Here is a 23,291-nt window from a genome sequence, read left to right on the forward strand (position 1 = left end):
TAATTCAACTGCTGTTATACTGACGCAAGGCCGCACGCGAACCTTGCGACCAAATCAGCGAAAGCCACGTTTGAAAACTTTCCTTAAAGACTTCGGACTCGGACAGGTCACCATAAAACTGACGCTGTTCCAGCCAAGCTGCGGGATCATGACGAGCGTGCTCGGCAGATTGTTGAAGGTCGTCCCAATTTGGATCATTTGGCTTGATCATAGTGCCGTCTTCGCGTGTTCCATGGCACATCCGTGCCCAGAGCGCCTCGACCAGAGACAGACCTTGAATGGATCCACCTGCCTTCAATGCATCGCGCATAACCGGCAATAAGAAACCCGTATGTCTGGACGACCCGTCAAAGGCGACCCGACGAGTTGTGTCAAGAATTGCAGGGTTCGAAAAGCGACTTTCTACCAGCTCTACATATGCATCTGCCGACATTTCCGGCACCGAAGTCACATAGCGAGATATCTCTGTGCGCTGCACTTTCTTCCAGTAAGACAGAATGTCTGCATCCTGCATGCAGTCAGCAATCGTCGAGATCGACAGGATTTCACCTACGTTGGCAAGTACCTGATGCCCACCGTTAAGAATTCTGAGCTTCATGGTTTCATAGTCGTGAACACTGTCGGTAAATGTCGCGCCAACCAGATCCCAATCAGGGCGCCCGTCCACAAATCTATCTTCAATCACCCATTGGCGAAAACTCTCATGGGTGACCGGCGCGGCGTCGACAATTCCAAACCTGCGGACCAGTTCGATCTCTTCCGGCCCAGTCGCAGGCACAATACAGTCAACCATCGAGTTCGGGAACGCTCCGGTGTCTTCTATCCAATCCGCCAGGTCAGGATCGGATAGCCGGGCAAGTGCAACGACAGCGCGATGAAGAACATCGCCGTTGTTCTGTAGATTGTCGCAACTAAGACACGTGAAAGGAAGAACCCCAGCGTCTCTGCGATTTCGGAGTGCCGAGATCATCGCACCGAATGCTGTCCGAGGATTGTTGGGGTTTGAGGCATCATGGATGATATCAGGATGGTCAGTGTCCAGCCCACCGTTGTCTGGTGCAATGAAATAACCGCCTTCAGTAACAGTCAAACTGACGATGCGTATGGCCGGGTCTGACATCGCCGTAACGAGTGCACCATTGCCATCCTCAATCGGAACATAGTCGATCATGCTGCCAGTAATTTCAGCTGACATTCCTGAGGGGTCGAGCTCAATTAAGGTTGTAAGGTAGTCCTGCGAAAGTAATTTATCTCGCATCTCAGTGTCATAGGATCGAACGCCTGCGCCAATGATTGCCCAATCCGTCGCGTGCCCCATCTGAAGCAGTCTGTGCTGGTACCATGCCTGGTGCCCGCGGTGAAAATTACCCAGTCCGATATGCAAAATCCCTGCACGAAGCTCGGACCGATCATAATTTGGTCGCAGCACATCCTCTGGAAGATCTTCCAGAAAAGCGTCCGATAGAGGGACAGGGTTTGTACGGGGCTTGTCTTTGAGCATTCTTAACTCATCCACTGCCCGCCATCCACGTTGTAGCATTGTGCAACAACATAGTTTGCGTCTTCACTGGCAAGAAATACGGCCATTCCGGTAAGGTCTTCAGCGCGGCCCATGCGTCCGTAAGGAACGGCTTCGCCGACTTCTTTCTTCTTCTGTCCGGGTGTTTTGCCTTCATATTTGGCAAAGAACGCGTCGACGCCGTCCCAATGCTCGCCATCTACAACGCCCGGTGAGATGGCATTCACGTTGATCCCATGCTGGATCAAATTCAGACCAGCAGACTGGGTCAGACTGATGACCGCAGCTTTGGTTGCGCAATAAGTGGCTACCAGAGGTTCACCGCGCCGACCCGCCTGACTGGCCATATTGATGATCTTGCCGCCTTTGCCGCGCTCAATCATGTGTTTGGCAACGGTCTGCATCGTGAACAACGTCCCGGCGACATTGATGTCGAACGCCCGTGCATAGTCGGCCCGTTCGATCTCGACAATTGGGGCTGCCGTGAAAATGGCTGCGTTATTAATCAAGATGTCGATCTGGCCCAAGGCATCGATGGTTTCTTTTACAGCGCGATCAATGCTGTCCTGATCTGTAACGTCCATTTCAACCGCAACAGTGTTCTCAAGAGTTGCGGCTGACTTATGGGCACGCTCAATGTCGATATCGGCAATGGCTACGCTGGCGCCTTCGCGAACGTAAGCCTCGGCAAAAGCGTAACCAATGCCTCGGGCGGCGCCCGTTATCAGCGCGGTTTTGCCCGCCAGTCGCCTCATGCCATCCGCAATCCCTGTGCGTCGAACTTGTGGATCTTGTCCATCTGCGGCGTCACATAGATTTCGTCGCCGTAGCGGACGTTGATGTCGCCAGACATCCGAACAGTCACCATGTCCGCAAGACCAGTGCCGTGAACATGCACAAAGGTGTCGGACCCCAGGTGCTCGGCCACGCCTACGGTGCCCTTCCACATGCCTTCGGTCGTGCTGACGTCAGCGTGCTCAGGGCGAATACCAATGGACGTTGCACCGTGTTTCTTAGCTTCATCACCGCCGAATATGTTCATCTTTGGCGACCCAATGAAGCCGGCTACAAATTCATTCCGGGGGCTGTGATACAGCTCTAGCGGTGAACCAACTTGCTCGATGAAGCCTGCACGCAATACCACGATCTTGTCGCCCATTGTCATTGCTTCGACCTGATCGTGGGTCACATAGATCATGGTTGTTTTCAGGCGTTCGTGAAGTTCGCTGATCTCCAATCGCATGCCCACCCGAAGCGCGGCATCAAGGTTGGACAACGGTTCGTCGAAAAGGAACGCATCGGGTTCGCGAACAATGGCCCGGCCAATTGCAACCCGCTGACGCTGACCGCCGGAAAGCTGGCCTGGACGTCGATCCAGATAATCAGTCAGGTTAAGAACTGAAGCGGCCTGTTCCACCTTCGCTGTCTGCTCGGCTTGATCAAGTTTAGCCATGCGAAGCGGGAAGGCTATGTTCTTGCGGACAGTCATATGCGGATAAAGCGCATAGGACTGAAACACCATGGCCAGACCACGTTTGGCAGGCGGAACGGCAGTAGCGTCCGCTTCGTTGATACGGATCGAGCCAGACGTCACGTCTTCCAATCCAGCGATCAACCGAAGCAATGTCGACTTGCCGCAACCCGATGGCCCGACGAATACAGTGAATTCGCCGTCTTCGATTGTCAGATCAAGCGGCGGAATGACTTCCACATCGCCGAAACTTTTTCTGACTTGTTCCAATACAATACGTCCCATGAGTCAGGTTCCTTATTTGACGGCGCCGAAGGTCAAGCCCCGGACGAGTTGTTTCTGGCTGAACCAGCCAAGGATGAGGATTGGTGCAATCGCCATAGTTGAGGCTGCACTGAGTTTTGCGAAGAACAGGCCTTCGGGGCTGGAATAACTGGCAATAAATGCTGTCAGTGGTCCCGCCTTGGCCGCCGTAAGGTTGAGCGTCCAGAAGGCTTCGTTCCAGGCCAGAATAATGTTCAACAGTATGGTTGAAGCAATTCCAGGCACTGCCATCGGTGTAAGGACATAGAGTATTTCCTCGCGCAGTGACGCGCCATCCATCCGTGCCGCTTCAAGGATATCGACGGGGATTTCTTTGAAGTACGTGTAAAGCATCCAGACAATGATCGGCAGATTGATCAACATGATCACCAGCGTCAGGCCAAATCGGGTATCCAAAAGCCCCAACTGGATGAAAATCAGCGAGATAGGGTATAGAACACCGACCGCAGGCAACATCTTGGTGGACAGCATCCACAGCAGAATGTCCTTCGTCCGCTTTGATGGCACGAATGCCATCGACCAGGCCGCAGGAACCGCGATGATTGTGCCCAGGATCGTCGAACCGCCAGCAATGATTATCGAGTTCCAGAGAAACTTCATATAGTCCGAGCGTTCCTGCACCAACGTGTAGTTCTCCAACGTCCAGTCAAAGTTGAAAAACAGCGGTGGATAGTTAATAGCCTGCGCTTCGGATTTGAAGCTGGTCAGTATGGTCCAGTAGATCGGAAAGAAGATCAGCAAACCAACTGCCCAGGCCGCCATTGTATTGATAGATTTGCGCTTTGTGGTGACTGCACGTGCCATGTCAGATCCTCCTCACGCGTCCAGGTTCTTGCCAACGATGCGCATCAGGAAGAGCGCGACGATATTGGCGAGAATGATTGCATAGACACCACCTGCTGAGCCCAGGCCAATGTTCTGACTTTCCACCATGCGCTGGAAAATCAGATAGGTCAGGGTCCGGGTGCCGAAGGCGCCACCGGTGGTCACGAAGATTTCCGCAAAGATCGACAAAAGGAAGATCGTCTGGATCAGGATCACGATGGTGATCGCTCGGGCCAGATGCGGCAGGGTCATAAAGTAAAAGCGGGCAATGGGGTTCGCACCGTCCATCTCGGCGGCTTCCAGTTGTTCGCTGTCCAGCGATTGGATTGCCGTCAAAAGGATCAGCGTTGCAAATGGCAGCCATTGCCAGGAAACGATCATAATTAGCGAGAATATCGGGGCGTCACTTAGCCAGACGACCGGGTCTGCTCCAAAGAACCGCCACAGGTGTGCGAATAGTCCGTTGGTCGGGTCCATCATCATGTTTTTCCAGACCAGCGCCGAGACTGTCGGCATAACAAAGAAGGGCGAGATAACCAGAATGCGGACAATCCCTTGGCCCCACATCGGCTGATCAAGCAAAATGGCCAACAAGATGCCAAGAACCACGGTGATCACAATGATACCGCCCACCAAAATCAGGGTGGTTTGAACGGCGGGCCAGAACGAGCTTGAGCCCACGAAACGTGTGTAGTTTTCGAAACCAACCCAATCCAGGCCGCGGTCAAGACTGTCTCCGCGCAGGGGCAGATACTTCTTGAACGAAAAGTAGAGGGTCATTGAGAGCGGAACCAGCATCCAGACGAGGAGCAGGAAGACCGCCGGGGCCATCATTAAACGGGCCGCTGATCTTGAATGTGCTGTAGCCATTTTTATGCACCTCTCCTGTTAACGGTATGTCACCGTTTCAGATTTGAGCTCTCGGATTCAAGGGTGAAGGGTCCGGAGGGCAGGGAGCTGCCCTCCGGTGGGAGAACGCTTAGCGGTAGCCTGCGGCTTCCATTGCGTCGTTTGTCAGAGCCTGTGCTTTCGCAAGAGCTTCGTCGATGGTCTGCTGACCAGCATAGACCGCCGAGAATTCCTGGCTGACTTCTGTCGCAATTCCAGCGAATTCAGGGATCGCAGCGAACTGAACACCAACATATGGGACAGGATCGACTGTCGGGTTGTTGGGGTTAGCGGCCAGGATCGCATTCAACGTCATCTGAGCAAAAGGAACCTCTTGGTAGATGGCGTTGTCATAGAGCGACTGGCGTGTGCCCGGAGGAATGGAAGCATGACCATTCTCGAACCCAACCAAACGCATGTAGTCTGGGCCGGTCGACCAGGCGATGAACTCTTTTGCAGCATCAGCTTTTTGTGTGCCTGCTGGGATTGCAAGTGCCCATGCCCAAAGCCAGCCTGAGTTTCTGCCAAGACCTGCATTTGGTGCAACTGCCCAACCAATGTTTCCAGCAACGTCGCTGGCTCCACCTTTGCCGTCTTCAGCCAGCCATCCGGCAGCAACGGTTGCGTCCATCCACATGCCACACTTGCCTTGACGGAAGAGAGACAAGTTTTCGTTGAAGCCGTTGTTCGCATATCCAGCAGGACCAGATTCAGCCATCATGCCAGTATAGAATTCCAGAGCGTTCTTCCAACCTGGCTGGTCGAATTGAGCGTTCCAGTCTTCATCAAACCAACGTGCGCCAAAGGCATTGCCGAGCACTGTGATGATTGCACCACCTTCGCCCCAACCTGCCTTACCACGCATGCAGATACCGTTGATTTCGTTGTCACGATCAGTCATCGCAGCCGCAGCTTGGCGGATGAAGTCCCACGTCGGCTCGTCAGGCATTTCCAGACCAGCTTTTTCCATCAGGTCTGTGCGATAGTGAACGAACGAACTTTCTGCATAAAATGGCGCTGCATAAAGTGTTCCGTCATGCGACAGGCCACCACGAACGGCAGGCAAAATGTCTTCGACATCGTAATGTGCTGGCATATCGTCAAGCGGGACGAGCCAGTCCTGAGCACCCCAAATCGGGGTTTCAAACATACCAATCATCATAACGTCAAACGCACCACCCTTAGTGGTGATGTCAGTTGTAACGCGCTGACGAAGAACGTTTTCTTCCAGAGTAACCCACTCGACGGTATGACCGGTGCGCGCAGTAAAGTCGCCAGTCAAAGCCTGCATCTTGATCATGTCATCGTTGTTTACAGTCGCGATGACGATGTTTTCGGCGTAGGCGGCGCTTGCTAGCGCAACCCCTGCAGCAGTCGCTGTTGCCAGTTTAAAATTCGATAACATCCGATTCCTCCCTATGTTGGACGTTAAGGGGAACCTAGAACGCAAATACACCAACGTCAATCAAAAATTTGCGCGAGTAAAGTTTTGGGGTTACGCCGAGGATCGCAAGATCAACTTGGCGGGGTAAAGAGTCACCTTTCGGTCCGCGAGTTTCCCACCAGCCTCAATCACCTCCCGAAGCGTCTCAACTGCACGATCTGAAACCGAGTCATAGTCGTGCGCAGCGGTAGTAAGGGAAGGGCAGGTGAAGCTGGAAAAAGGGTGGCCGTCGTGGGAAGCAATGCGCATCGCACATCCCCGGCCATGACCAACCCTAAGTCCCTTTTCGTAGCAAGCGGCCAACAAGCCAATAGCCAGCCGATCATTGCTGCAAAGTACTGTGTCACTGGGAAATCCGCCACTTTCAAAAACCCGAAGGGCACCCTCGCGACCGATTTCCTCAAACGACCAGCCCGCGCCCTCAACTTGAACGACCTGTGGTTCCAATCCATGGCGCTTCATCAGTTCCAGATACGCCAGGCGACGCTTGTTCGCATTTGGGTTTGCCGGGTGTCGCATTTCAAAGAAGCAAGGTGGGGTTCCGGTTCTCAGCAAATATTCAATGGTCTCTGAGACAAAGCTGAAATTGTCAGAGCCAACAAAGGCTTCGCCAACATCTTCGATCTCACTATCGAAAAGAACGGTTGGGACTTTATCGCAAAATTCTTTGATGGCGTCCCGATCCGAAACCCGACCCAATGGGGCAAACAAGACACCCGCAGGCTTCAAAGAAAGAATGCTGTCGAGAATTTCAATTTCCAGATCGGGGCGCCCATAAGGGCTGAACAACGTCGGACGCAGTCCCGCCGACGTGCATCGTTCCTCCAGCTTTCTTGCGATTTCAGCGAAGAATGGGTCGGTCAGGTAAGGGACGACAATTCCAACGTTCTTCGTTGAGCTTCGATTCTGGTTTATCGCAAAAATGTTTGGGCGATAGTCATAACGATCCAACGCTTCTTCGATCTTCTGTCTTGTCGAGGATCGGACGCTTTCGGGGTCATTAAAGTACTTCGATACAGTCGGCCTGGAAAGTCCGCTTTTTGCCGCGAACTCATCCATGTTGCGTATCTTTTTGCCAGACATTCACACTCTCCTGCACGCGTGATTGCGCAATTCCACTCGCCCCGCGTCCACTAATTATTATCTCGCGATAATAACAAACTCCCTGAGATGCAACGTTACAACCATTCAACATTGCGACGTGTGGCAACAGGAAACCGTCTCTTTTCTTAGTCCAGATAATACCCTGTAAACTCTTTGATGGTCGACACGGTCATCAATGTTTTCATCTCGGAAACTGACGGGATCATCGAAAGCCGGTTGCGATACAACTTTTCGTAGTCTTTCGCGTCACGGGTCGCAACGCGAATGAGATAATCAAAGTCGCCGGATATCAAATGGCACTCAAGAATTTCTGGCATTTCAGCGATGGCGTCCTCGAATGCACCTGTATCCTCACGTCGCGCACTAACTGTTTTTACTTCGACGAAAATCTGAAGCTCAAGCCCGATCTCCAACCGATCAAGCCGGGCGGAATATCCGGAAATTTTTCCGGAACTCTCCAGAATTTTCACGCGCCGGTGACAAGCCGAAAGCGACAGTCCAACAAGGTCGGAAAGCTGCAACATCGATATATTACCGTTCGATTGAAGAGTTGTGAGAATCTTCCTATTGATGTCATCCATCGGAAATATTCCTAATAGTTTGCTGTATTTCCCAAAGTATTTCAGAAATTTTCCGAAAATAAAGAAAAAAAGACAGTCCTTTCTCTTGCGATGTGTGCAAGTCTGTCCGTGCCAGTATTTGGCACAACGAAAGGAGTGGGGAATATGACAGAAACGATCGTCGTCGGATATGACGGCAGTGAAAGCGCCAGTCGGGCATTGGGGTTTGCAGCGCAAATCGCCAAATCCCAGGGCATGGAGGTCACCGTTACACATGTGTTGGAATGGTCGCCTTATACGTTTTTAACACCTGAAGAACTGGAAGAGCGTCACGCTAGGCGAACCGAAGAACTTGCTCGCGCGGAAAGCACGATCTTGGCACCTGTCATGGAGAAGTTGTCCGCAGACGGAGTCTCCGCGAAAGCTGTGCTGAAGTACGGCCACATCGCAGAAACTATCTGCGCCGTGGCAAGCGAGTCGGGAGTATCTCAAGTGGTGATCGGACGCACCGGGCACTCGGCACTGGCATCCAGACTGTTTGGCTCTGTTGCTGGCACCTTGGTTCAGGCTTCGCCTGTGCCAGTGACAATCGTTCCATAAAAAAATGACAGGGATAGTGATGAATAGAAAATTGAAAATGGCGTCTCTCGCCATTCCCACACTTCTTGCCTCGGCCGCTCCGGCGCTGGCGCAGAGCATCGACGAAAAAGTAAACGAGGTTTTTGCAAGCTCTACCGGCTGGTTCGTCAGCCTGATCTTTAGTCCGTTCCCAGGAACAAGTTTCCCTTGGATCGTGGCGTGGCTGGTGATCGCAGCGACCGTTTTTACGGTCTACTTCGGCCTGTCCGTCGTCAGGGTTTTGGAAACCAAGAGTTGCTTAAACAAGTAAAGAGTTTGGCTCGTCTGGTTGATGTTATTATGCGGCGCGCTGTCTGTGATGCAAGCGCCGCGCTTCGAGCGTCTTTCGTTTGATCCTTTCCCGTTGTCTTAGAATGGCTTTGTCACGCCCGAAGTAGACGTCGGCGGGTGTGACGTTGTTCAGGCTCTCGTGGTAGCGCTTGTGATTGTAGTGATCGACGAAGGCTTCGATCTGGGTTTCGAGGTCTCCCGGAAGGAAGTAGTTCTCCAATAGGATGCGGTTCTTCAGGGTTTGATGCCACCTCTCGATCTTGCCCTGTGTCTGGGGATGATATGGTGCGCCCCGAGAATGCTTCATGCCTTTGTCCTGCAGCCATTCAGCCAGATCGCCAGAGACGTAACTGGACCCGTTGTCGCTGAGGAGGCGGGGTTTGTGGATGACGTGAACCTGATCGCACCCTGATGCTTGTAGCGCCAAATCCAGGGTGTCCGTCACGTCCTCTGCCCGCATGTTCGTGCAGAGTTTCCACGAGATGATGTAGCGGCTGTAGTCGTCCAGGATTGTGCTGAGATAGAACCAGCCCCAGCCAAGCACTTTGAGATAGGTGAAGTCGGTTTGCCAAAGCTGGTTGATCGCAGTGGTCTTGTCTTTGAACTCGTTTGCCGCCTTGAGCACGATAAAGGCCGGGCTGGTGATCAGATCGTGGGCCTTCAGGGCCCGATAGACTGAAGATTCCGAGACGAAGTAGCGCTCCCGATCCGTGAACGTCACTGCCAGTTCGCGCGGCGACAGCTCCGTCTCCTGCAGCGCCAGCTTGACGACCTTGCGCCGGACTTCGTCGGGGATGCGGTTCCAGACATGTCTGGGCTTAGGCGCTTGATCCACAAGGCCAGCGTCGCCGCGCTGCCGATACCGATCATACCAACGGTAAAATGTGGTGCGGGGGATGCCCAGCTTTGCCAATGTTCGACGAGCAGACAAATGCGACCCCTCAACAAGCCGGATGATCTCCAACTTCTCAGATGCAGCATACCTCATTCTTGGTCGCCCCCACCGCCGGTCATGCTTTTTTTGAGAAGACGCAGTTCCAGTGTTTGCTCGGCAACGACCTCCTTCAGGTCTCGGGCTTCGCGGCGCAGGTCCTTGACTTCGTCGGTCGTAGCCGCACGCGCCGTATCTCCAGCAAGCCGCCGTTTGCCAGCTTCCATGAAGTCCTTGGACCATTTGTAGTAGATACCTTGAGATATTCCCTCACGACGGCACAACTCAGCAATGCTGTCTTCGCCACGCAAGCCATCCAGCACGATCCGGATCTTCTCTTCTGACGAATACTGTTTGCGCGTCGCGCGCTTGATCTCTTTGACGATCTTCTCGCCGGGGCTCCTGCGAGTTCCAGTTGTCTGTCTCATGTCCCACTCCTCAGTGGTTACGATGAGCCAACAAAACTCTCTTATCAAATTAACCTAATTGGACCCATAGGCGCTGACTTCAGACATGACTATACCCGACTGGACGTATTCGGCAGCAGACCAAGCGACAGATGATTGGTCTGGCCCCACTTATATCGAAGTTGCGCAAGTTTCAGACCGGTTTGGGCCGGGGTTATATGGAAAGTTTAAGATCAATGACTAACACCGCTCAATTTGCGCTGCCTTTGGTGCAGCCAGCGCAGGCACAGAAACACGTTACAGTGAACGAAGCACTGCTGCGTCTGGATGCGTTGGCACAAATTACTTTGAACGGAGTCGGGATGGTGACACCGCCCGGGTTGCCTACAGAGGGTGAACTTTATGATATTGGTGCAAGCGCTACGGGGGATTGGGCATCGCAGGACGGAAAGCTGGGGCTTTTTTCCAACGGAGGATGGGTGTTCGTTCAACCCAAAACCGGCTGGCGGGGCTGGCGGGTGGATACTGGATCGGCAGTTACTTATGACGGTGCAACTTGGGTTGAAGGTGGCGGTAGCTTTACAGCCAATGGCGCCGGATTTGTGCACCGCTCAATTGAAGTGGATCACGCGGTTGGAACTGGCGCATCTTCGGCGATTTCCGCCTTTATTTCATCAAATTCAATTGTTTATGGTATTACCGGCCGTGTTTTGTCTGCAGTCGGCGGAGCGACAAGTATTGAGATTGGCGTCACGGGCAGCACAAATCGTTATGGTTCGGGCATTGGTGTCGGTGCGGGGTCTTGGGCGCGCGGCTTAACCGGAAATCCATTAACTTATTACAGTGATACCGACCTGATTTTGACGGCTACCGGTGGGAACTTCGACGGCACGGGAACCTTTCGCGTTGCAGTGCATTTTGCAGAATTGACCTTGCCGCGCGCCTAACAATTAACCCCGCGCGCAGGAAATACAGTTGGGTGCGGTTGGATCAAGGTCCAGCCGTCCTGCCGCAATCTCTTCCCCACAATCCTGGCAATACCCAAACTCGTCTTCTTGGATACGCTGAAGTGCGGCGGCGATACGCGCGCGTCTTGTTGCGCGCCGGCGCGCGGTGGCTTGCGCCATGGCCTGGCGCTGCATTGCGTCCATGCGACTGAGGCGCCCCACGGACTGTTGATCCAGCTCGACGGTTTGCTGATCTTCGGCACCTGCGGTGTCTTCGGCGATCAATTCTTTCATTTCCGCCAGTAAACGCGTGCGATATTTCTCGATGTCGATTTCAGGCATCAAATTTCAGGCATCAAATTGACCTCGCCTGGGGGTTTGATCGTGGTCCTTCATGCCTATCTGTTGTAAAAGCGGGTGGCAAAGGAAGGATTTGGCCATGGCCGAGCAACATCGCAAACCTACGTCGCTTGATCCCGTTTGGGACAAAATCATCAAGGCGGCACAGGCATCCATCGTGAACGAGCCCCTGATGGGTGGTATGGTGCATTCCAGTATCCTCCACCACAAATCGTTTGAAAGCGCGTTAAGCTATCGCGTTGCCATGAAACTGGCGTCGCCGGAAATGTCTGGTCAGTTATTGCGCGAGATAGCGGAAGAGGCCCACGCGTCTGATGTCACACTGGGTGAAGCCGCCAGAGCTGACATCACAGCCGTATTCGAGCGTGATCCTGCTTGCCATAGCCTTGCTCAACCTCTGTTGTATTTCAAAGGGTTCCAAGCGATTCAGGCATACAGGGTTGGTCACTGGCTCTGGAAACAGGGCCGCAGGGACATGGCCTATTTCATTCAGGCCCGCGTAAGCGAAGTGTTCGGGATCGACATTCATCCTAACGCGGTCATCGGCAAAGGGTTGATGATCGATCACGCCCATTCCATCGTAATTGGCGAAACCGCAGTTGTGGGTGACAACGTTTCGATGTTGCATTCGGTCACTCTTGGCGGCACCGGCAAAGAAGACGATGACAGACATCCGAAAATCGGAGATGGCGTCCTGATCGGAGCTGGTGCCAAAGTGCTTGGGAACATCCGCATCGGTAACTGTTCGCGTATTGCGGCGGGCTCGGTTGTGCTCATCGAAGTTCCGCCTTGCAAGACAGTCGCAGGTGTTCCAGCCAAGATCGTCGGTGAAGCCGGTTGCGACCAGCCAGCCCTGACGATGGATCAGGCTTTGAACGGACTAGTAGCCGGACTGCCCTGACTTCCGCTAAGGTGAAGACTGTTGCCTGATTTGGGCAGCAGTCAATTCATCTGAAGGAGTGGGGCATATGGGGATCAGACAAACAAACGGCCGAGGCCGTCTTTACGACAGTATTCTCGACACAGTGGGCGATACGCCCGTTATCCGTGTGAACAACATCGCGCCGAATAACGTCAAGGTTTATGTTAAATTTGAAGCGTTTAATCCGTTAGGCTCAGTCAAGGATCGACTGGCGCTGAACATCATTGAAGCGGCTGAGCGTGACGGGCGCTTGAAGCCGGGACAGACTGTTATCGAAGCGACATCCGGCAACACAGGCATTGGCCTGGCTATGGTTTGTGCCGCCAAAGGCTATCCGCTGGTTTGTCTGATGGCTGACAGTTTTTCCATTGAGCGACGCCGACTGATGAGGTTCCTCGGAGCCAAAGTCGTGCTGACACCTCGCGAGAAAAAAGCGTTCGGCATGATCGAAAAGCTTCGGGAACTGGTCGATGAACACGGGTGGTTTAACGCCGCCCAATTCGAGACAGATGCAAATGCCGACATCCATGAAAGTACAACTGGGCGCGAAATAATCGGTGATTTCGCCGGTCAGCGCCTTGATTATTTCGTGACCGGCTATGGCACCGGCGGCACATTCTCCGGGGTGGCTCGTGTGCTCAGCAAAGAACGCCCTGACACGAAGATCATCCTGACGGAACCGGCCAATGCCGCGCTTGTGGCCTCGGGCATCGAGCAAGAGCGTCTTGAAGACAAATCGGCTGCTTCAGGCCATCCCTCCTGGGAACTTCATCCAGTTCAGGGGTGGACGCCTGATATTATTCCCTGGGTTCTGCAGGAAGGGCTGGACAAGGAGGCGCATGACGACCTTATTCCAGTGCCTGGTCCCGAGGGAATTGCCTGGTCGAAACGATTGGCATCCGAAGAAGGTATTTTCACCGGAATTTCGGGCGGAGCCACGCTGGCTACTGCGATGAAAGTCGCCGAGACCGCCCCAGACGGCTCTGTCATTCTCGCCATGCTTCCCGATACAGGCGAACGCTATCTGTCGACGCCTTTGTTCGATGATATTCCCGAAGGGATGACGGACGAAGAGTTGGAAATTTCCAAATCGACTCCGGGGTTTCAGTTCGAGTGATAAATGCATACGTGCCGCCCCCTTTCGTGGGGGCGGCCTACTTCGGTTCGTTCCAATGATTTGCTGCCCCTGCGGTGCTTTTGGTCTCTGTAGTGTTACGAACCAAAGAAAACATGCTATGGTTTGCTCACAAGCATTCTAATAGAGGAGGGGGAAATGGGACTTTACCAATCAATGTCGTCCGCCATGCGAAATGATGATGCCGCCGCATATCTGGAACTTTTACACGACGATTTTCAATTTGTCCGTCATCAAAATGCGAGACACTGAACAAAGCGCAGATGTCCGAAATGATGCAAGCCATGTCTGGCAGCGGCCAATGGGGCATCCAAAACGAGCGCTGTCTTTACGAAAACGACGACGTCATTGTAGGCCATTCAACGATGAACTTCCCCGATGGCAGCCGCGAAGCAGTTCTGGCATTCCACAAAATCCGGGACGGCAAAATCATTTCGACGGAAACTGGAGCAACGCCACTAAAGTGATTGGTTAAAACTTCTTTCTGGCTAAATACTCTGGGGGGGGCTCGGGGGGCAAAGCCCCCCGGCGGATCGGCTGCCGGCAGGCAGTCGAAATCAGGCCAGCATTGCGACCGGGTTCTCCAGATTGTCCTTGATCGCGTTCAGCAATTCAGCACCCAAAGCTCCATCAATCACCCGGTGATCGACGCTTAGCGTCACAGACATCACTGTCGCCACGGCCAATTCGCCATCCGCACCCACAACCGGTTTCTTTGCGCCCGCACCGACGGCCAGAATGCCGCCATGGGGTGGGTTGATGACCGCGTCGAAATTGTCGATGCCCATCATGCCGAGGTTCGAGATTGCGAAACTGCCGCCCATATATTCTTCAGGGGCCAGTTTGCGCTCTTTTGCCCGCGCCGCCAGATCCTTCATTTCTGCCGACAATGCGGACAGCGATTTCATGTCCGCGTCCTTCAGGACTGGCGTGAACAGCCCGCCCTCAATTGCCACGGCTACAGCCACATCCGATGGTTTCAGTTTCAACGTGCGATCCCCGGCCCAGACCGAATTTGCCTCCGGCACCTGCTGCAACGCAATTGCGCAGGCCTTGATGATAAAGTCATTGACCGACAGCTTCACACCGCGCGCTTCCAATTGCTTGTTCAACTGGCTGCGGAACTTCAGCAGGGCATCCAACTGGATATCCCGGCGCAGATAGAAACGCGGGATGGTCTGTTTGGCTTCGGTTAGACGTGCAGCGATTGTCTTGCGCATCCCGTCCAGCTTGACCTCTTCAAACTCGCGCCCCTCATACATGCGCATAACCTGTTCGGTGTTCGGACCTGCCGCCGCAGTCGCTGCTGCCGGGGCAGGTGCCGCCGCTTTCGCCGCTGCTGGTGCCGCAACCGCGCCAGGTTGCGCATTCTCGACATCTGCTTTGACGATCCGGCCATGGGGGCCAGAGCCCTTGATAGCACTCAGAACCAAACCCTTGTCCGCCGCAATTCGGCGCGCCAATGGAGAGGCGAACACCCGTGATCCATCCGAAGCCGCCGGGGCCACAGGTGCAGTTGCTGCCACTGCAGGCGCCGCGGCTGCGGGGGTTGCTGCTGATGCAGGCGCTGGAGCTTCCGCCGCTGGGGCAGGGGCCGCTGTCGCGCTGATGTCGTCCGCGCTTTCACCGTCTTCCAGTAAAACTGCAATTGCCGTGTTCACGGCCACGCCTTCGGTTCCTTCAGCCACCAAGATCTTGCCGATAACGCCCTCGTCCACGGCTTCGAATTCCATCGTCGCCTTGTCGGTCTCGATCTCGGCCAACAGGTCACCCGAGGCAACGGTATCGCCTTCTTTGACCAGCCATTTGGCCAGCGTGCCTTCTTCCATCGTCGGTGACAGAGCGGGCATCAGAATCTCGGTGGGCATTAGGCTTCCTCCGCAAGTGTAATCCGGTCAAAAGGCGATTTTGGCACGCCCCCGGTATATCGTTTTGTCATGGCAGCCTCGACAGCCGTCAAATGTTTCTCCAGCCAGGCATAAACCTCGCCGTGTCCGGGGCGCCGATTAAGGCCCAACATCTCCATGACCAACCCTTCGGGCACATAGCCCAGCACATCAACGCCCTGAACCGGGGTTGAGACGCGATAGGCTTCGCGAGTCATATCGATGCCAAGGACTTCCATCAGCGGAACGTCCTTGCCGAAGAATATGTTGTTGCCAATGGTCGCAGGTTTTGGCCACCGTTCACATCCAGATACATCGGCGCATTGCTGGGCAAAGCGGCAATTTGCGGGCCGCGCGCGACTTCGATGGCTTCAATGCGCATCGGTGCGCTTTGCGATGTCACGGCAAGGCTCATCACAGAGACCGGTAGCATCAGCGCGGGCTGCCCAAACGCCAACAGAGAACTGTGATTACCGTTAGGCTGATCGCCCCGGCCAAACCCAAAGACGACCAGGGCAGCCACTAGCGCTGTTATGGTCCACCGCAGCTGCATCTTACCGATACGTCACAGCCTTAACCGCATCCATCACCTCTTTGACCGAGGTCAGCGCCAGCTTTTCGAGGTTGGCCGCATACGGCATCGGCACGTCTTTTCCGGTGCAGGCCATGACGGGCGCGTCCAGATAATCAAACGCCTCGCGCATGATCTCAGCCCCAATGTGGTCCGACATTGATGCAACCGGCCAGGCCTCTTCCACAGTCACACAGCGGTTGGTTTTCTGAACCGAGCGGATCACCGTTTCGATGTCCAAAGGCCGCAATGTGCGCATGTCGATCACTTCAGCCGAGATGCCTTCTTTGGCCAGCTCGTCCGCTGCTTCCAGCGAATAGCTCATCCCGATACCCCAGCTTACGATGGTGACATCGCTGCCCTCGCGCCAGACGCGGGCCTTGCCGAACGGAATGGTGAAATCATCCAGCTTCGGCACATCGAACGCCTTGCCATACATGATCTCGTTTTCCAGGAACACGACCGGGTTGTTGTCGCGAATAGCTGTCTTCAATAATCCCTTCGCATCTGCCGCCGAGTAGGGCTGAACAACGTAAAGCCCAGGAACGCTGGCATACCATGCCGCATAGTCTTGGCTGTGCTGCGCCCCAACCCGCGCCGCTGCGCCATTCGGGCCACGGAAGACGATAGGCGACCCCATCTGACCACCCGACATATACAGCGTCTTAGCGGCCGAATTGATGATGTGGTCAATCGCTTGCATCGCGAAGTTGAACGTCATGAACTCCACAATTGGGCGCAAACCGCCCCAGGACGCACCTACTCCGATACCGGCAAACCCATGCTCGGTAATCGGTGTGTCGATTACACGGCGCGCGCCGAACTCGTCCAGCAGACCTTGGGTGATCTTATAAGCGCCCTGATACTCGGCCACTTCTTCGCCCATGACGAAAACCGTCTCGTCGCTGCGCATTTCCTCGGCCATTGCGTCGCGCAAGGCTTCGCGCACTGTAGTTTGCACCATTTCAGTGCCTTCGGGATAATCCGGTTCCATCGAAACGCTGGTCACCGGAGCGGCAGGGGCCGAAGCGGGCGCTTCTGCAACCGGGGCAGGGGCCAAGGCAGTTGAAGCAGCGGCGGGAGCAGCAGAAACCTGAATGTCATCAGCGCTTTCGCCTTCTTCGATCATCACAGCGATGGGTGTATTCACGGCAACGCCTTCGCTGCCCTCGGCCACAAGGATTTTCCCCATGATGCCTTCATCGACCGCTTCAAATTCCATCGTCGCCTTGTCGGTTTCAATCTCGGCCAGAATGTCGCCGGACGAAACTGTATCGCCCTCTTTCACCAGCCATTTCGCCAAAGTGCCTTCTTCCATCGTAGGAGAAAGTGCGGGCATGAGAATCTCTGTAGCCATGGTCAATGTTCTCCTACGGCTGGTGTAATAAATCCGACGACATTTCCGTGACCGTCTTCAACATAAGCACAACGGCCAATGCCCGGGTAGTCCGTTGGTGGCAGCGCCTCACCACCACCATTGGCCAGCGCCCAGGTGTAACGATCATCGCAGTCGGCCACGTCAAATGTCATGGTCCCGCCACGTATAGGTGAGCCGCTGGCAGGTGTCTCGTCGGGACGTAACAGCAAACCGCCGGTCAGCCCTTTGCCCATTCCAATCTGATCGCCATCGATAAGGTTATAGTGCATCTCTTCACCGCCGGGCATGGCGGAAAAGGACCAGCCAAAAAGACCGGCATAAAAGGTCTTTGCTGCATCCACGTCTTTCGCATAAATCTCAAAGTGAGGCATCGGGCGCTCCTAAACGTAAATATCTGTCCAAAGCTCGGACAATTGCGGTTCGGGGCTTTCTTTCGAGAAATCTGCCGCTTCGTTGACGATGGCTTTGATCTCTTTATCAATGGCCTTCAATTCGTCTTCGACCTTCGGATCGGCCTCTAGAAGGCGTTTGCGCACCGCTTCGATTGCGTCACGCTCTTCGCGCATTTTTTGCACTTCGTCGCGGGTGCGATATTTTGCCGGGTCCGACATCGAGTGACCACGATAGCGATAGGTTTTTACTTCCAGGATGTAGGGGCCTTTGCCCGCGCGGCAGTATTCAATGGCCCGCTGTCCTGCGGCCTTAACTGCCAACACATCCATACCGTCGACTTCTTCACCTTCAATTCCGTAAGCGGCACCGCGTGCCCAAAGCGATGGTGATTTCGTGGCCCGCGCCACAGACGTGCCCATGGCATACCCGTTGTTCTCGATCACGAAGACAACCGGCAAGTCCCAAATCTCGGCCATGTTGTAGGTCTCGTAAACCTGGCCCTGGTTGGCCGCGCCATCACCAAAGTATGTAAACGTCACACGGTCGTTGCCCTTGTATTTGTCCGACAATGCCAGTCCCGCACCCAACGGCACGTTCGCCCCGACGATCCCATGACCGCCGTAAAAATGCGCCTCTTTCGAGAACATGTGCATCGAGCCGCCCTTGCCCTTCGAATATCCGCCTTCGCGGCCCGTCAGCTCGGCCATCACGCCCTTTGGGTCCATACCACAGGCCAGCATATGGCCGTGATCGCGGTAAGTGGTGACGCGCTTGTCGCCTTCTTCGGTGCAGGCTTCGAGCCCAACAACCACTGCTTCCTGACCAATATACAAGTGACAGAACCCGCCAATCAGCCCCATGCCATACAATTGGCCGGCCTTTTCTTCGAACCGCCGGATCAGCAGCATCTCTCTGTAATACTTAAGCAATTCCTCTTTCGAGGCATTAGACTTACGCGTCGCCCGCTTCGCAGCCATGGACAGCATCCTCCCGGTTCGCTTGGATATAGTTCAGCGTTAAACTATCTCATAAACCAAAACGCTGAAAAACGCACGCGGAAATGCGGAGCGAAAAGTGAAAAGCTGTTATGCGAGGGGTGCAAGTGTTGGTAAGATGCGCGCGAAATTGGATATTCTAGAGGGAATGAATTGGTTTTTGGGCTGTTAGCGACTGCAGTATTTTTAGCAATTGGAGTTGCGATGTATTTAATAGGACGCACCTTCGGTCGGCATTGGTTAATCGCAGTTGTTCCTTTCGCAATATTCGCCGTTGGATTGGTAAGTTGTGCAAGTTCTGTGAATGAACCCGTTGATTTTGGGGGCGTTTTCTTCGGTTTCATTTTTTGTCTTCCGGCAGCTCTCGTGGCTCTGATCGGGGGAGCTATTGGAGTATCGCATTGGCGCCGAACGATGACAGACACCCAGTGACCCGATGCGTTCGAATGATCTTTGGCGTTTCGATTTGGCCATAGTAATCGAAAGTGGTGTTGCGGCAGCAGCCAATGAATTCGATTGAACATGCTGAACGTCTGCTATGAGCGGTGACTTCAACTGATCACGGCAACACACTCAGCGAACTTCTCCGCCGGCCAATGTCGCAGGCGGGGTGCCAAACGCCACTTTGTCCGCACCGTTAGAACTGTCTGGCTTCAGCGAAATTCCACCGAGCGGGTTCAAATTGTATAGTTGCAGTAGCTGCGTAAGCAGCTTCTAATACTGAAACCTCAACTCCTACGGTTTTGCGACCATAGGCGAGGTTCGTAGGTACATGGCAATAGAAACCTGCACTTTCACTCATCCACGAAAATTCGAACGGACTTGCCAAGGACTGCACAGTTTGCGCATCGTGGCAGCTATGTTGCGTAATTTGGTATCAGCACTGTGTTTTGGCCTCTATGGCAACGGCGCCGTCGCCTGCGACACAGCTCTCATTCTAACAATTGATGTTTCAAATTCTGTGGATGTAGGCGAGTGGCGTTTGCAAAAGAACGGTCTTGTTGACGCGTTACGCGACGCCGAAATCGTCCACGCCATGATCCAAAACCGTGCCGCGATGATGGTCATTCAGTGGTCGGGCGAGGACAGGCAAGAAGTTTCGATCCCATGGCGTCGAATTGGCAACGAATTTGACGCAGCACTCTTCGCCAATGAAGCAGCTGACATGGAGCGGGCCTTTGTATTGTCTGACACAGCCCCTGCCGAAGCCATTTACTTTTCACTCGAACAATTTGATGAAGTTCCAGACTGTCGTCGTAAAGTTATCGATGTTTCTGGCGACGGCAGCGCCAACGCGGGGCGCAACACGGTCACTGCTCGCAATGTCGCAGAACGTGCAGGTGTCACGATTAACGGGATTGCTATCGAGTCCATGGGTGTGGCGATCACAAACTATTACCAACGATCGATCATCACCCGCGACGGGTTCGTTCTGACCGCCCGCATGCATTGGGACTACCCGCGTGCGATACGCCAAAAGATCATCCGCGAACTCAGCCGTATGCTTTTTTGACCGTGCCCTCAATTTAAACCAGGGATAGGCTATGGGGTCTGAAGTGAATGTCCCGTGAAATTTCGCGCCAAAGGAACTTCTCTAAAGAACACGAAAGAATGCTCGTATCGAACCAGAAATCTAAAACTGCTGCAAATCATGCTCCCCGGCGGACCTGATCCTTTCGAATGCAATATCTAGCATCCCAAAATTGACGGAAATACCAACTTCGAGGCAAGGACCGAAGCAACTCGAAACGACAGTTCGAGTTTTTTATCAGTTGTGGAAATGTCGATTTTGACATTCAAAAATGCCTGCTTCGGCGAAGCTACGCTGCAGCAACCAAAAATGCTGGCGTTGTGCAGCATCGGCCACGAGGCGGCCGTCGGGCCAAAGGTCTTGGCGAAGATGTCCTTGAGGCTCTGCAATACGCTAACGTGGGGCAGGGTATTTTGGCTGGTTTCTCGATCCTCTTTTGCGCCATGATCCTTGACCGAATTGTGCAGGGCGGGCGCAAGTGACACCCTTGGTGCTTGTCCATGGCTTCATGGGTGGCAGCGATCAATGGGGACCGCAAAAGAACCTTGCCGCCGATCTAAAGTTGATCCGGCTTGACCTGCCAGGGTATGGGCGCGCGGCCGACCAGAATGCCATTGCGTCCATAGATGGTATGGCAAGATGGGCATTGGATCACTTGGCCGACATGGGAATTAGGACGTTCGACCTGTTGGGGCACTCCATGGGCGGGATGGTCGTCCAAGAGATGGTTCGCCAGGAGCCTGAGAGGATCAGAAAGTTGATTCTATACGCAACCGGGCCCACAGGCGTGTTGCCGGATCGGTTCGAACCGATTGAGACATCTATTGCGCGGGCCACAGCGGACGGTGCTGAGACCACGGCGCGCCGCATTGCCGCTACTTGGTTTCTCGACGAACAAAGTGTCGATGACAATGCGGGCTGCCTTGATCTTGCAGCGCGAAGTGGTTTGCCTGCGATACTGGCGGGACTGGAAGCAATGCGAGGATGGTCTGGAGAAGACTATTTGAGTGAAATAGCTGCCGATACGCTGGTCATTTGGGGCGATCAGGATCGGACTTATGGTTGGCCGCAAGTCGAGCAGCTCTGGATGACTATCCCAAACAGTCATTTGGCGGTGCTTCCACTCTGCGCGCATGCAATTCACCTGGAAAAACCGAAATTTTTCAATGCTATACTGATGGATTTTCTTTCTAAGTAGGCGGCGCGGACTTCATTTGCGCGGAAGGAAATCCGTTTCCCCCGCAATTCAAGGAGGAGAAAAAGAAGATGTTGTCTTCCGCTTCATAGCTCTTGGCCAACTTCTAACTTGTCTCGACAGTTAGTGCATGACTGGCGTTTGGCGCGCCAGCGTTGCATGTGCATATAGGTATACGCTCAAAGCAGTTGTTCGTGATGAGAATAACGGCAAGTTTGTCCGCAAAGCAGCCTTCGGACCTTGGTTTTACTGGGTCTCAACTTTCCAAATCTGACCCGATGCAATCCGCTCCAATTGCCAAAGGTAATCTAACGCAACCAAACGTCATCCAATTACCCCAACAGCCTGTGCAACTGCCGCCTCTGTCTTCTCCAAATCGTCAGCGGTCACAGCGAGCGATGGATAGAGTTTGCCGGGGGCTTTGAAAATCGCACCCTTGCGCAAGGCGTCATTGTAGCGGACGTTAACCGCTGGATCGTCATGTTGTGCGGTGCGGTAGTCACGAATAACGCGGTCTGTGAAATAGATGTCGAACAACGTTTCATCGCCGCATATCTGGTGAGGTATCCCGGCTTTGCTCAATGCCTCTGTCTGCATTTTCTGCAAAGAACTGCCAATGGTCCGCAGCCGGTCATATGCGCCGTCACGGCGTAAAACTTCCATCTTTTTCAGCCCCGCGGCAGACGCCACGGGATTGCCCGACAAAGTTCCCAACTGCATCAGCCATTTATCCGGGCCAACACGCCCGACATCAAAGTGCTGCATGATCTCGGCGCTGGCACCTAGGGCTGCCAACGGAAATCCACCACCGATGATTTTACCCAGCGTGCAAATGTCAGGCACCACGCCGTATTTCTCCTGCGCTCCGCCATAGGCCAACCGAAATCCCGTGACGATCTCATCGAAAATCAACAAAACCTGATGCGTGTCGCAAAGATCTCGCAGCCCCTGCAAATATCCCGCTTCAGCAGGAATGATCCGCTGCAACGGTTCAACAATAATCGCCGCCACGTCAGAATTGCCGTCCAGCAGCTCGGCTACCGCCTGAAGATCATTGAAAGGCGCAATGAGCATTTCATCGGCAACACCATCCGGGATGCCGGCGCTATCTGGCACCGCTTGCGGGAAATTGACCTGCACTTGCGGAGCCAGGCTCATCTGCGCCTCGGCACTCATGCCGTGATATCCGCCCTCGAACTTCAGGATCTTGCTTTTCCCGGTATAGGCACGCGCCAGCCGGATGGCATACATATCCGCTTCACCGCCAGAGGCGACAAAACGAATCTGCTCGCAGCATGGCACTGCCTCGACTATGGCCTCGGCCAGTTCCACACCCCGACTGTTGTTCGCAAAAAAGGTCATGCCTTTGGGAAGCTGCTCAAAAACCGCTTCCATCACTTCCGGATGCCCATGCCCCAGTAGCATTGGCCCTGAGCCAATCAGATAATCGATGTATTCCTTGCCGTCTTCGTCCCAGACCCGGCTGCCTTGGCCGCGCGAAATAAGGATGTTGGTATCAAAGTTGCCAAAGCCACCAGCCGGAAGAACTTCGCGGGCGCGGGCAATCCACTCGGATTGTGTGTTCAGTTTCTGCAT

Annotated in this window: 25 protein-coding genes and 2 pseudogenes; 9 read left to right on the plus strand and 18 right to left on the minus strand. The window is 54.1% G+C overall.

Annotated elements, in window-relative coordinates; all coding sequences use genetic code 11:
- Positions 1–4: 4 nt before the first annotated feature.
- The 8 genes from GKR98_13325 to GKR98_13360 form a co-directional block, all read right to left on the minus strand.
- On the minus strand, positions 5–1,501 hold the full coding sequence (locus GKR98_13325; GenBank protein QMU59082.1) for a mannitol dehydrogenase family protein: 1,497 nt from the start codon (positions 1,499–1,501) through the stop codon (positions 5–7).
- A gap of 2 nt (positions 1,502–1,503) precedes the next feature.
- A complete protein-coding gene (locus GKR98_13330; GenBank protein ID QMU59083.1) occupies positions 1,504–2,274 on the minus strand; it encodes an L-iditol 2-dehydrogenase in 771 nt (256 codons plus the stop codon).
- Positions 2,271–3,275: an ATP-binding cassette domain-containing protein gene (locus GKR98_13335; GenBank protein ID QMU59084.1), complete on the minus strand. Its 1,005-nt coding sequence runs from the start codon at positions 3,273–3,275 to the stop codon at positions 2,271–2,273. The genes GKR98_13330 and GKR98_13335 overlap by 4 nt, the downstream gene beginning before the upstream one ends.
- A 12-nt stretch (positions 3,276–3,287) precedes the next feature.
- On the minus strand, positions 3,288–4,118 hold the full coding sequence (locus GKR98_13340) for an ABC transporter permease subunit (protein QMU59085.1): 831 nt from the start codon (positions 4,116–4,118) through the stop codon (positions 3,288–3,290).
- Between the two features lie 12 nt (positions 4,119–4,130).
- Complete coding sequence (locus tag GKR98_13345; GenBank protein QMU59086.1) at positions 4,131–5,009, minus strand: ABC transporter permease subunit; 879 nt, start codon at positions 5,007–5,009, stop codon at positions 4,131–4,133.
- Between the two features lie 109 nt (positions 5,010–5,118).
- Complete coding sequence (locus GKR98_13350; GenBank protein QMU59087.1) at positions 5,119–6,432, minus strand: extracellular solute-binding protein; 1,314 nt, start codon at positions 6,430–6,432, stop codon at positions 5,119–5,121.
- A gap of 90 nt (positions 6,433–6,522) precedes the next feature.
- Positions 6,523–7,554: a substrate-binding domain-containing protein gene (locus tag GKR98_13355; GenBank protein QMU59088.1), complete on the minus strand. Its 1,032-nt coding sequence runs from the start codon at positions 7,552–7,554 to the stop codon at positions 6,523–6,525.
- Between the two features lie 146 nt (positions 7,555–7,700).
- Positions 7,701–8,156, minus strand: coding sequence for a winged helix-turn-helix transcriptional regulator (locus GKR98_13360; GenBank protein QMU59089.1), 456 nt, complete (start codon positions 8,154–8,156; stop codon positions 7,701–7,703).
- 144 nt (positions 8,157–8,300) lie between these two features.
- Between GKR98_13360 and GKR98_13365 the strand changes: the two genes are divergently transcribed.
- The gene (locus GKR98_13365; protein QMU59090.1) at positions 8,301–8,735 is read left to right on the plus strand and encodes a universal stress protein; all 435 of its coding nucleotides are present in this window, start codon (positions 8,301–8,303) and stop codon (positions 8,733–8,735) included.
- A 19-nt stretch (positions 8,736–8,754) separates the two neighbouring features.
- Positions 8,755–8,979 (plus strand): annotated as a pseudogene (locus tag GKR98_13370) (sodium:alanine symporter).
- 72 nt (positions 8,980–9,051) lie between these two features.
- Here the strand turns inward: GKR98_13370 and GKR98_13375 are convergent.
- Positions 9,052–10,403 (minus strand): IS3 family transposase gene (locus GKR98_13375; GenBank protein QMU59091.1). Its coding sequence is split into 2 segments (ribosomal slippage): positions 9,052–10,065 and positions 10,068–10,403, totalling 1,350 coding nucleotides; the frame shifts between segments, so codons are not numbered across the junction.
- Between the two features lie 131 nt (positions 10,404–10,534).
- Here GKR98_13375 and GKR98_13380 point away from each other — a divergent pair.
- Complete coding sequence (locus tag GKR98_13380) at positions 10,535–11,329, plus strand: DUF2793 domain-containing protein (GenBank protein ID QMU59092.1); 795 nt, start codon at positions 10,535–10,537, stop codon at positions 11,327–11,329.
- A gap of 3 nt (positions 11,330–11,332) precedes the next feature.
- Here the strand turns inward: GKR98_13380 and GKR98_13385 are convergent, their stop codons facing one another.
- Positions 11,333–11,671: a TraR/DksA family transcriptional regulator gene (locus GKR98_13385; GenBank protein ID QMU59093.1), complete on the minus strand. Its 339-nt coding sequence runs from the start codon at positions 11,669–11,671 to the stop codon at positions 11,333–11,335.
- 97 nt (positions 11,672–11,768) lie between these two features.
- Between GKR98_13385 and cysE the strand changes: the two genes are divergently transcribed.
- From cysE to GKR98_13400, 3 genes and pseudogenes are all read left to right on the plus strand, one after another.
- Positions 11,769–12,590 carry a serine O-acetyltransferase gene (gene cysE / locus GKR98_13390; protein QMU59094.1) on the plus strand — a complete coding sequence of 274 codons (822 nt, stop codon included), beginning with the start codon at positions 11,769–11,771 and terminating at the stop codon, positions 12,588–12,590.
- Between the two features lie 67 nt (positions 12,591–12,657).
- Complete coding sequence (locus GKR98_13395; GenBank protein QMU59095.1) at positions 12,658–13,728, plus strand: pyridoxal-phosphate dependent enzyme; 1,071 nt, start codon at positions 12,658–12,660, stop codon at positions 13,726–13,728.
- A 156-nt stretch (positions 13,729–13,884) separates the two neighbouring features.
- Positions 13,885–14,213: pseudogene (locus tag GKR98_13400) on the plus strand (hypothetical protein).
- A 90-nt stretch (positions 14,214–14,303) separates the two neighbouring features.
- Here the strand turns inward: GKR98_13400 and GKR98_13405 are convergent.
- From GKR98_13405 to GKR98_13435, 7 genes are read right to left on the minus strand one after another with little or no spacing between them, the layout of a single operon-like run.
- Complete coding sequence (locus GKR98_13405; protein QMU59096.1) at positions 14,304–15,614, minus strand: pyruvate dehydrogenase complex dihydrolipoamide acetyltransferase; 1,311 nt, start codon at positions 15,612–15,614, stop codon at positions 14,304–14,306.
- Positions 15,614–15,871, minus strand: coding sequence for a hypothetical protein (locus GKR98_13410; protein ID QMU59097.1), 258 nt, complete (start codon positions 15,869–15,871; stop codon positions 15,614–15,616). Before GKR98_13410 ends, GKR98_13405 begins: the two co-directional genes overlap by 1 nt.
- Positions 15,871–16,185: a hypothetical protein gene (locus tag GKR98_13415; protein QMU59098.1), complete on the minus strand. Its 315-nt coding sequence runs from the start codon at positions 16,183–16,185 to the stop codon at positions 15,871–15,873. The genes GKR98_13410 and GKR98_13415 overlap by 1 nt, the downstream gene beginning before the upstream one ends.
- A gap of 1 nt (position 16,186) precedes the next feature.
- A complete protein-coding gene (locus tag GKR98_13420; protein QMU59099.1) occupies positions 16,187–17,560 on the minus strand; it encodes a pyruvate dehydrogenase complex E1 component subunit beta in 1,374 nt (457 codons plus the stop codon).
- A 2-nt stretch (positions 17,561–17,562) separates the two neighbouring features.
- Positions 17,563–17,952, minus strand: a complete 390-nt coding sequence (locus tag GKR98_13425; protein ID QMU59100.1) for a hypothetical protein — start codon at positions 17,950–17,952, stop codon at positions 17,563–17,565.
- A 9-nt stretch (positions 17,953–17,961) separates the two neighbouring features.
- Positions 17,962–18,951, minus strand: a complete 990-nt coding sequence (pdhA, locus tag GKR98_13430) for a pyruvate dehydrogenase (acetyl-transferring) E1 component subunit alpha (protein QMU59101.1) — start codon at positions 18,949–18,951, stop codon at positions 17,962–17,964.
- 44 nt (positions 18,952–18,995) lie between these two features.
- Positions 18,996–19,313 (minus strand): hypothetical protein, encoded by a 318-nt coding sequence (locus GKR98_13435; GenBank protein ID QMU59102.1) that lies wholly within the window; start codon positions 19,311–19,313, stop codon positions 18,996–18,998.
- Positions 19,314–19,828: 515 nt separating this feature from the next.
- Here GKR98_13435 and GKR98_13440 point away from each other — a divergent pair.
- From GKR98_13440 to GKR98_13450, 3 genes are all read left to right on the plus strand, one after another.
- Complete coding sequence (locus GKR98_13440; GenBank protein ID QMU59103.1) at positions 19,829–20,482, plus strand: DUF1194 domain-containing protein; 654 nt, start codon at positions 19,829–19,831, stop codon at positions 20,480–20,482.
- Between the two features lie 338 nt (positions 20,483–20,820).
- The gene (locus GKR98_13445; protein ID QMU59104.1) at positions 20,821–20,982 is read left to right on the plus strand and encodes a hypothetical protein; all 162 of its coding nucleotides are present in this window, start codon (positions 20,821–20,823) and stop codon (positions 20,980–20,982) included.
- On the plus strand, positions 20,979–21,698 hold the full coding sequence (locus GKR98_13450; protein QMU59105.1) for an alpha/beta fold hydrolase: 720 nt from the start codon (positions 20,979–20,981) through the stop codon (positions 21,696–21,698). Before GKR98_13445 ends, GKR98_13450 begins: the two co-directional genes overlap by 4 nt.
- 321 nt (positions 21,699–22,019) lie before the next feature.
- Here GKR98_13450 and GKR98_13455 read toward each other — a convergent pair whose 3' ends face one another.
- Positions 22,020–23,291 carry an aminotransferase class III-fold pyridoxal phosphate-dependent enzyme gene (locus GKR98_13455; GenBank protein QMU59106.1) on the minus strand — a complete coding sequence of 424 codons (1,272 nt, stop codon included), beginning with the start codon at positions 23,289–23,291 and terminating at the stop codon, positions 22,020–22,022.

The organism is Boseongicola sp. (assembly GCA_014075275.1).
Lineage (GTDB): Bacteria > Pseudomonadota > Alphaproteobacteria > Rhodobacterales > Rhodobacteraceae.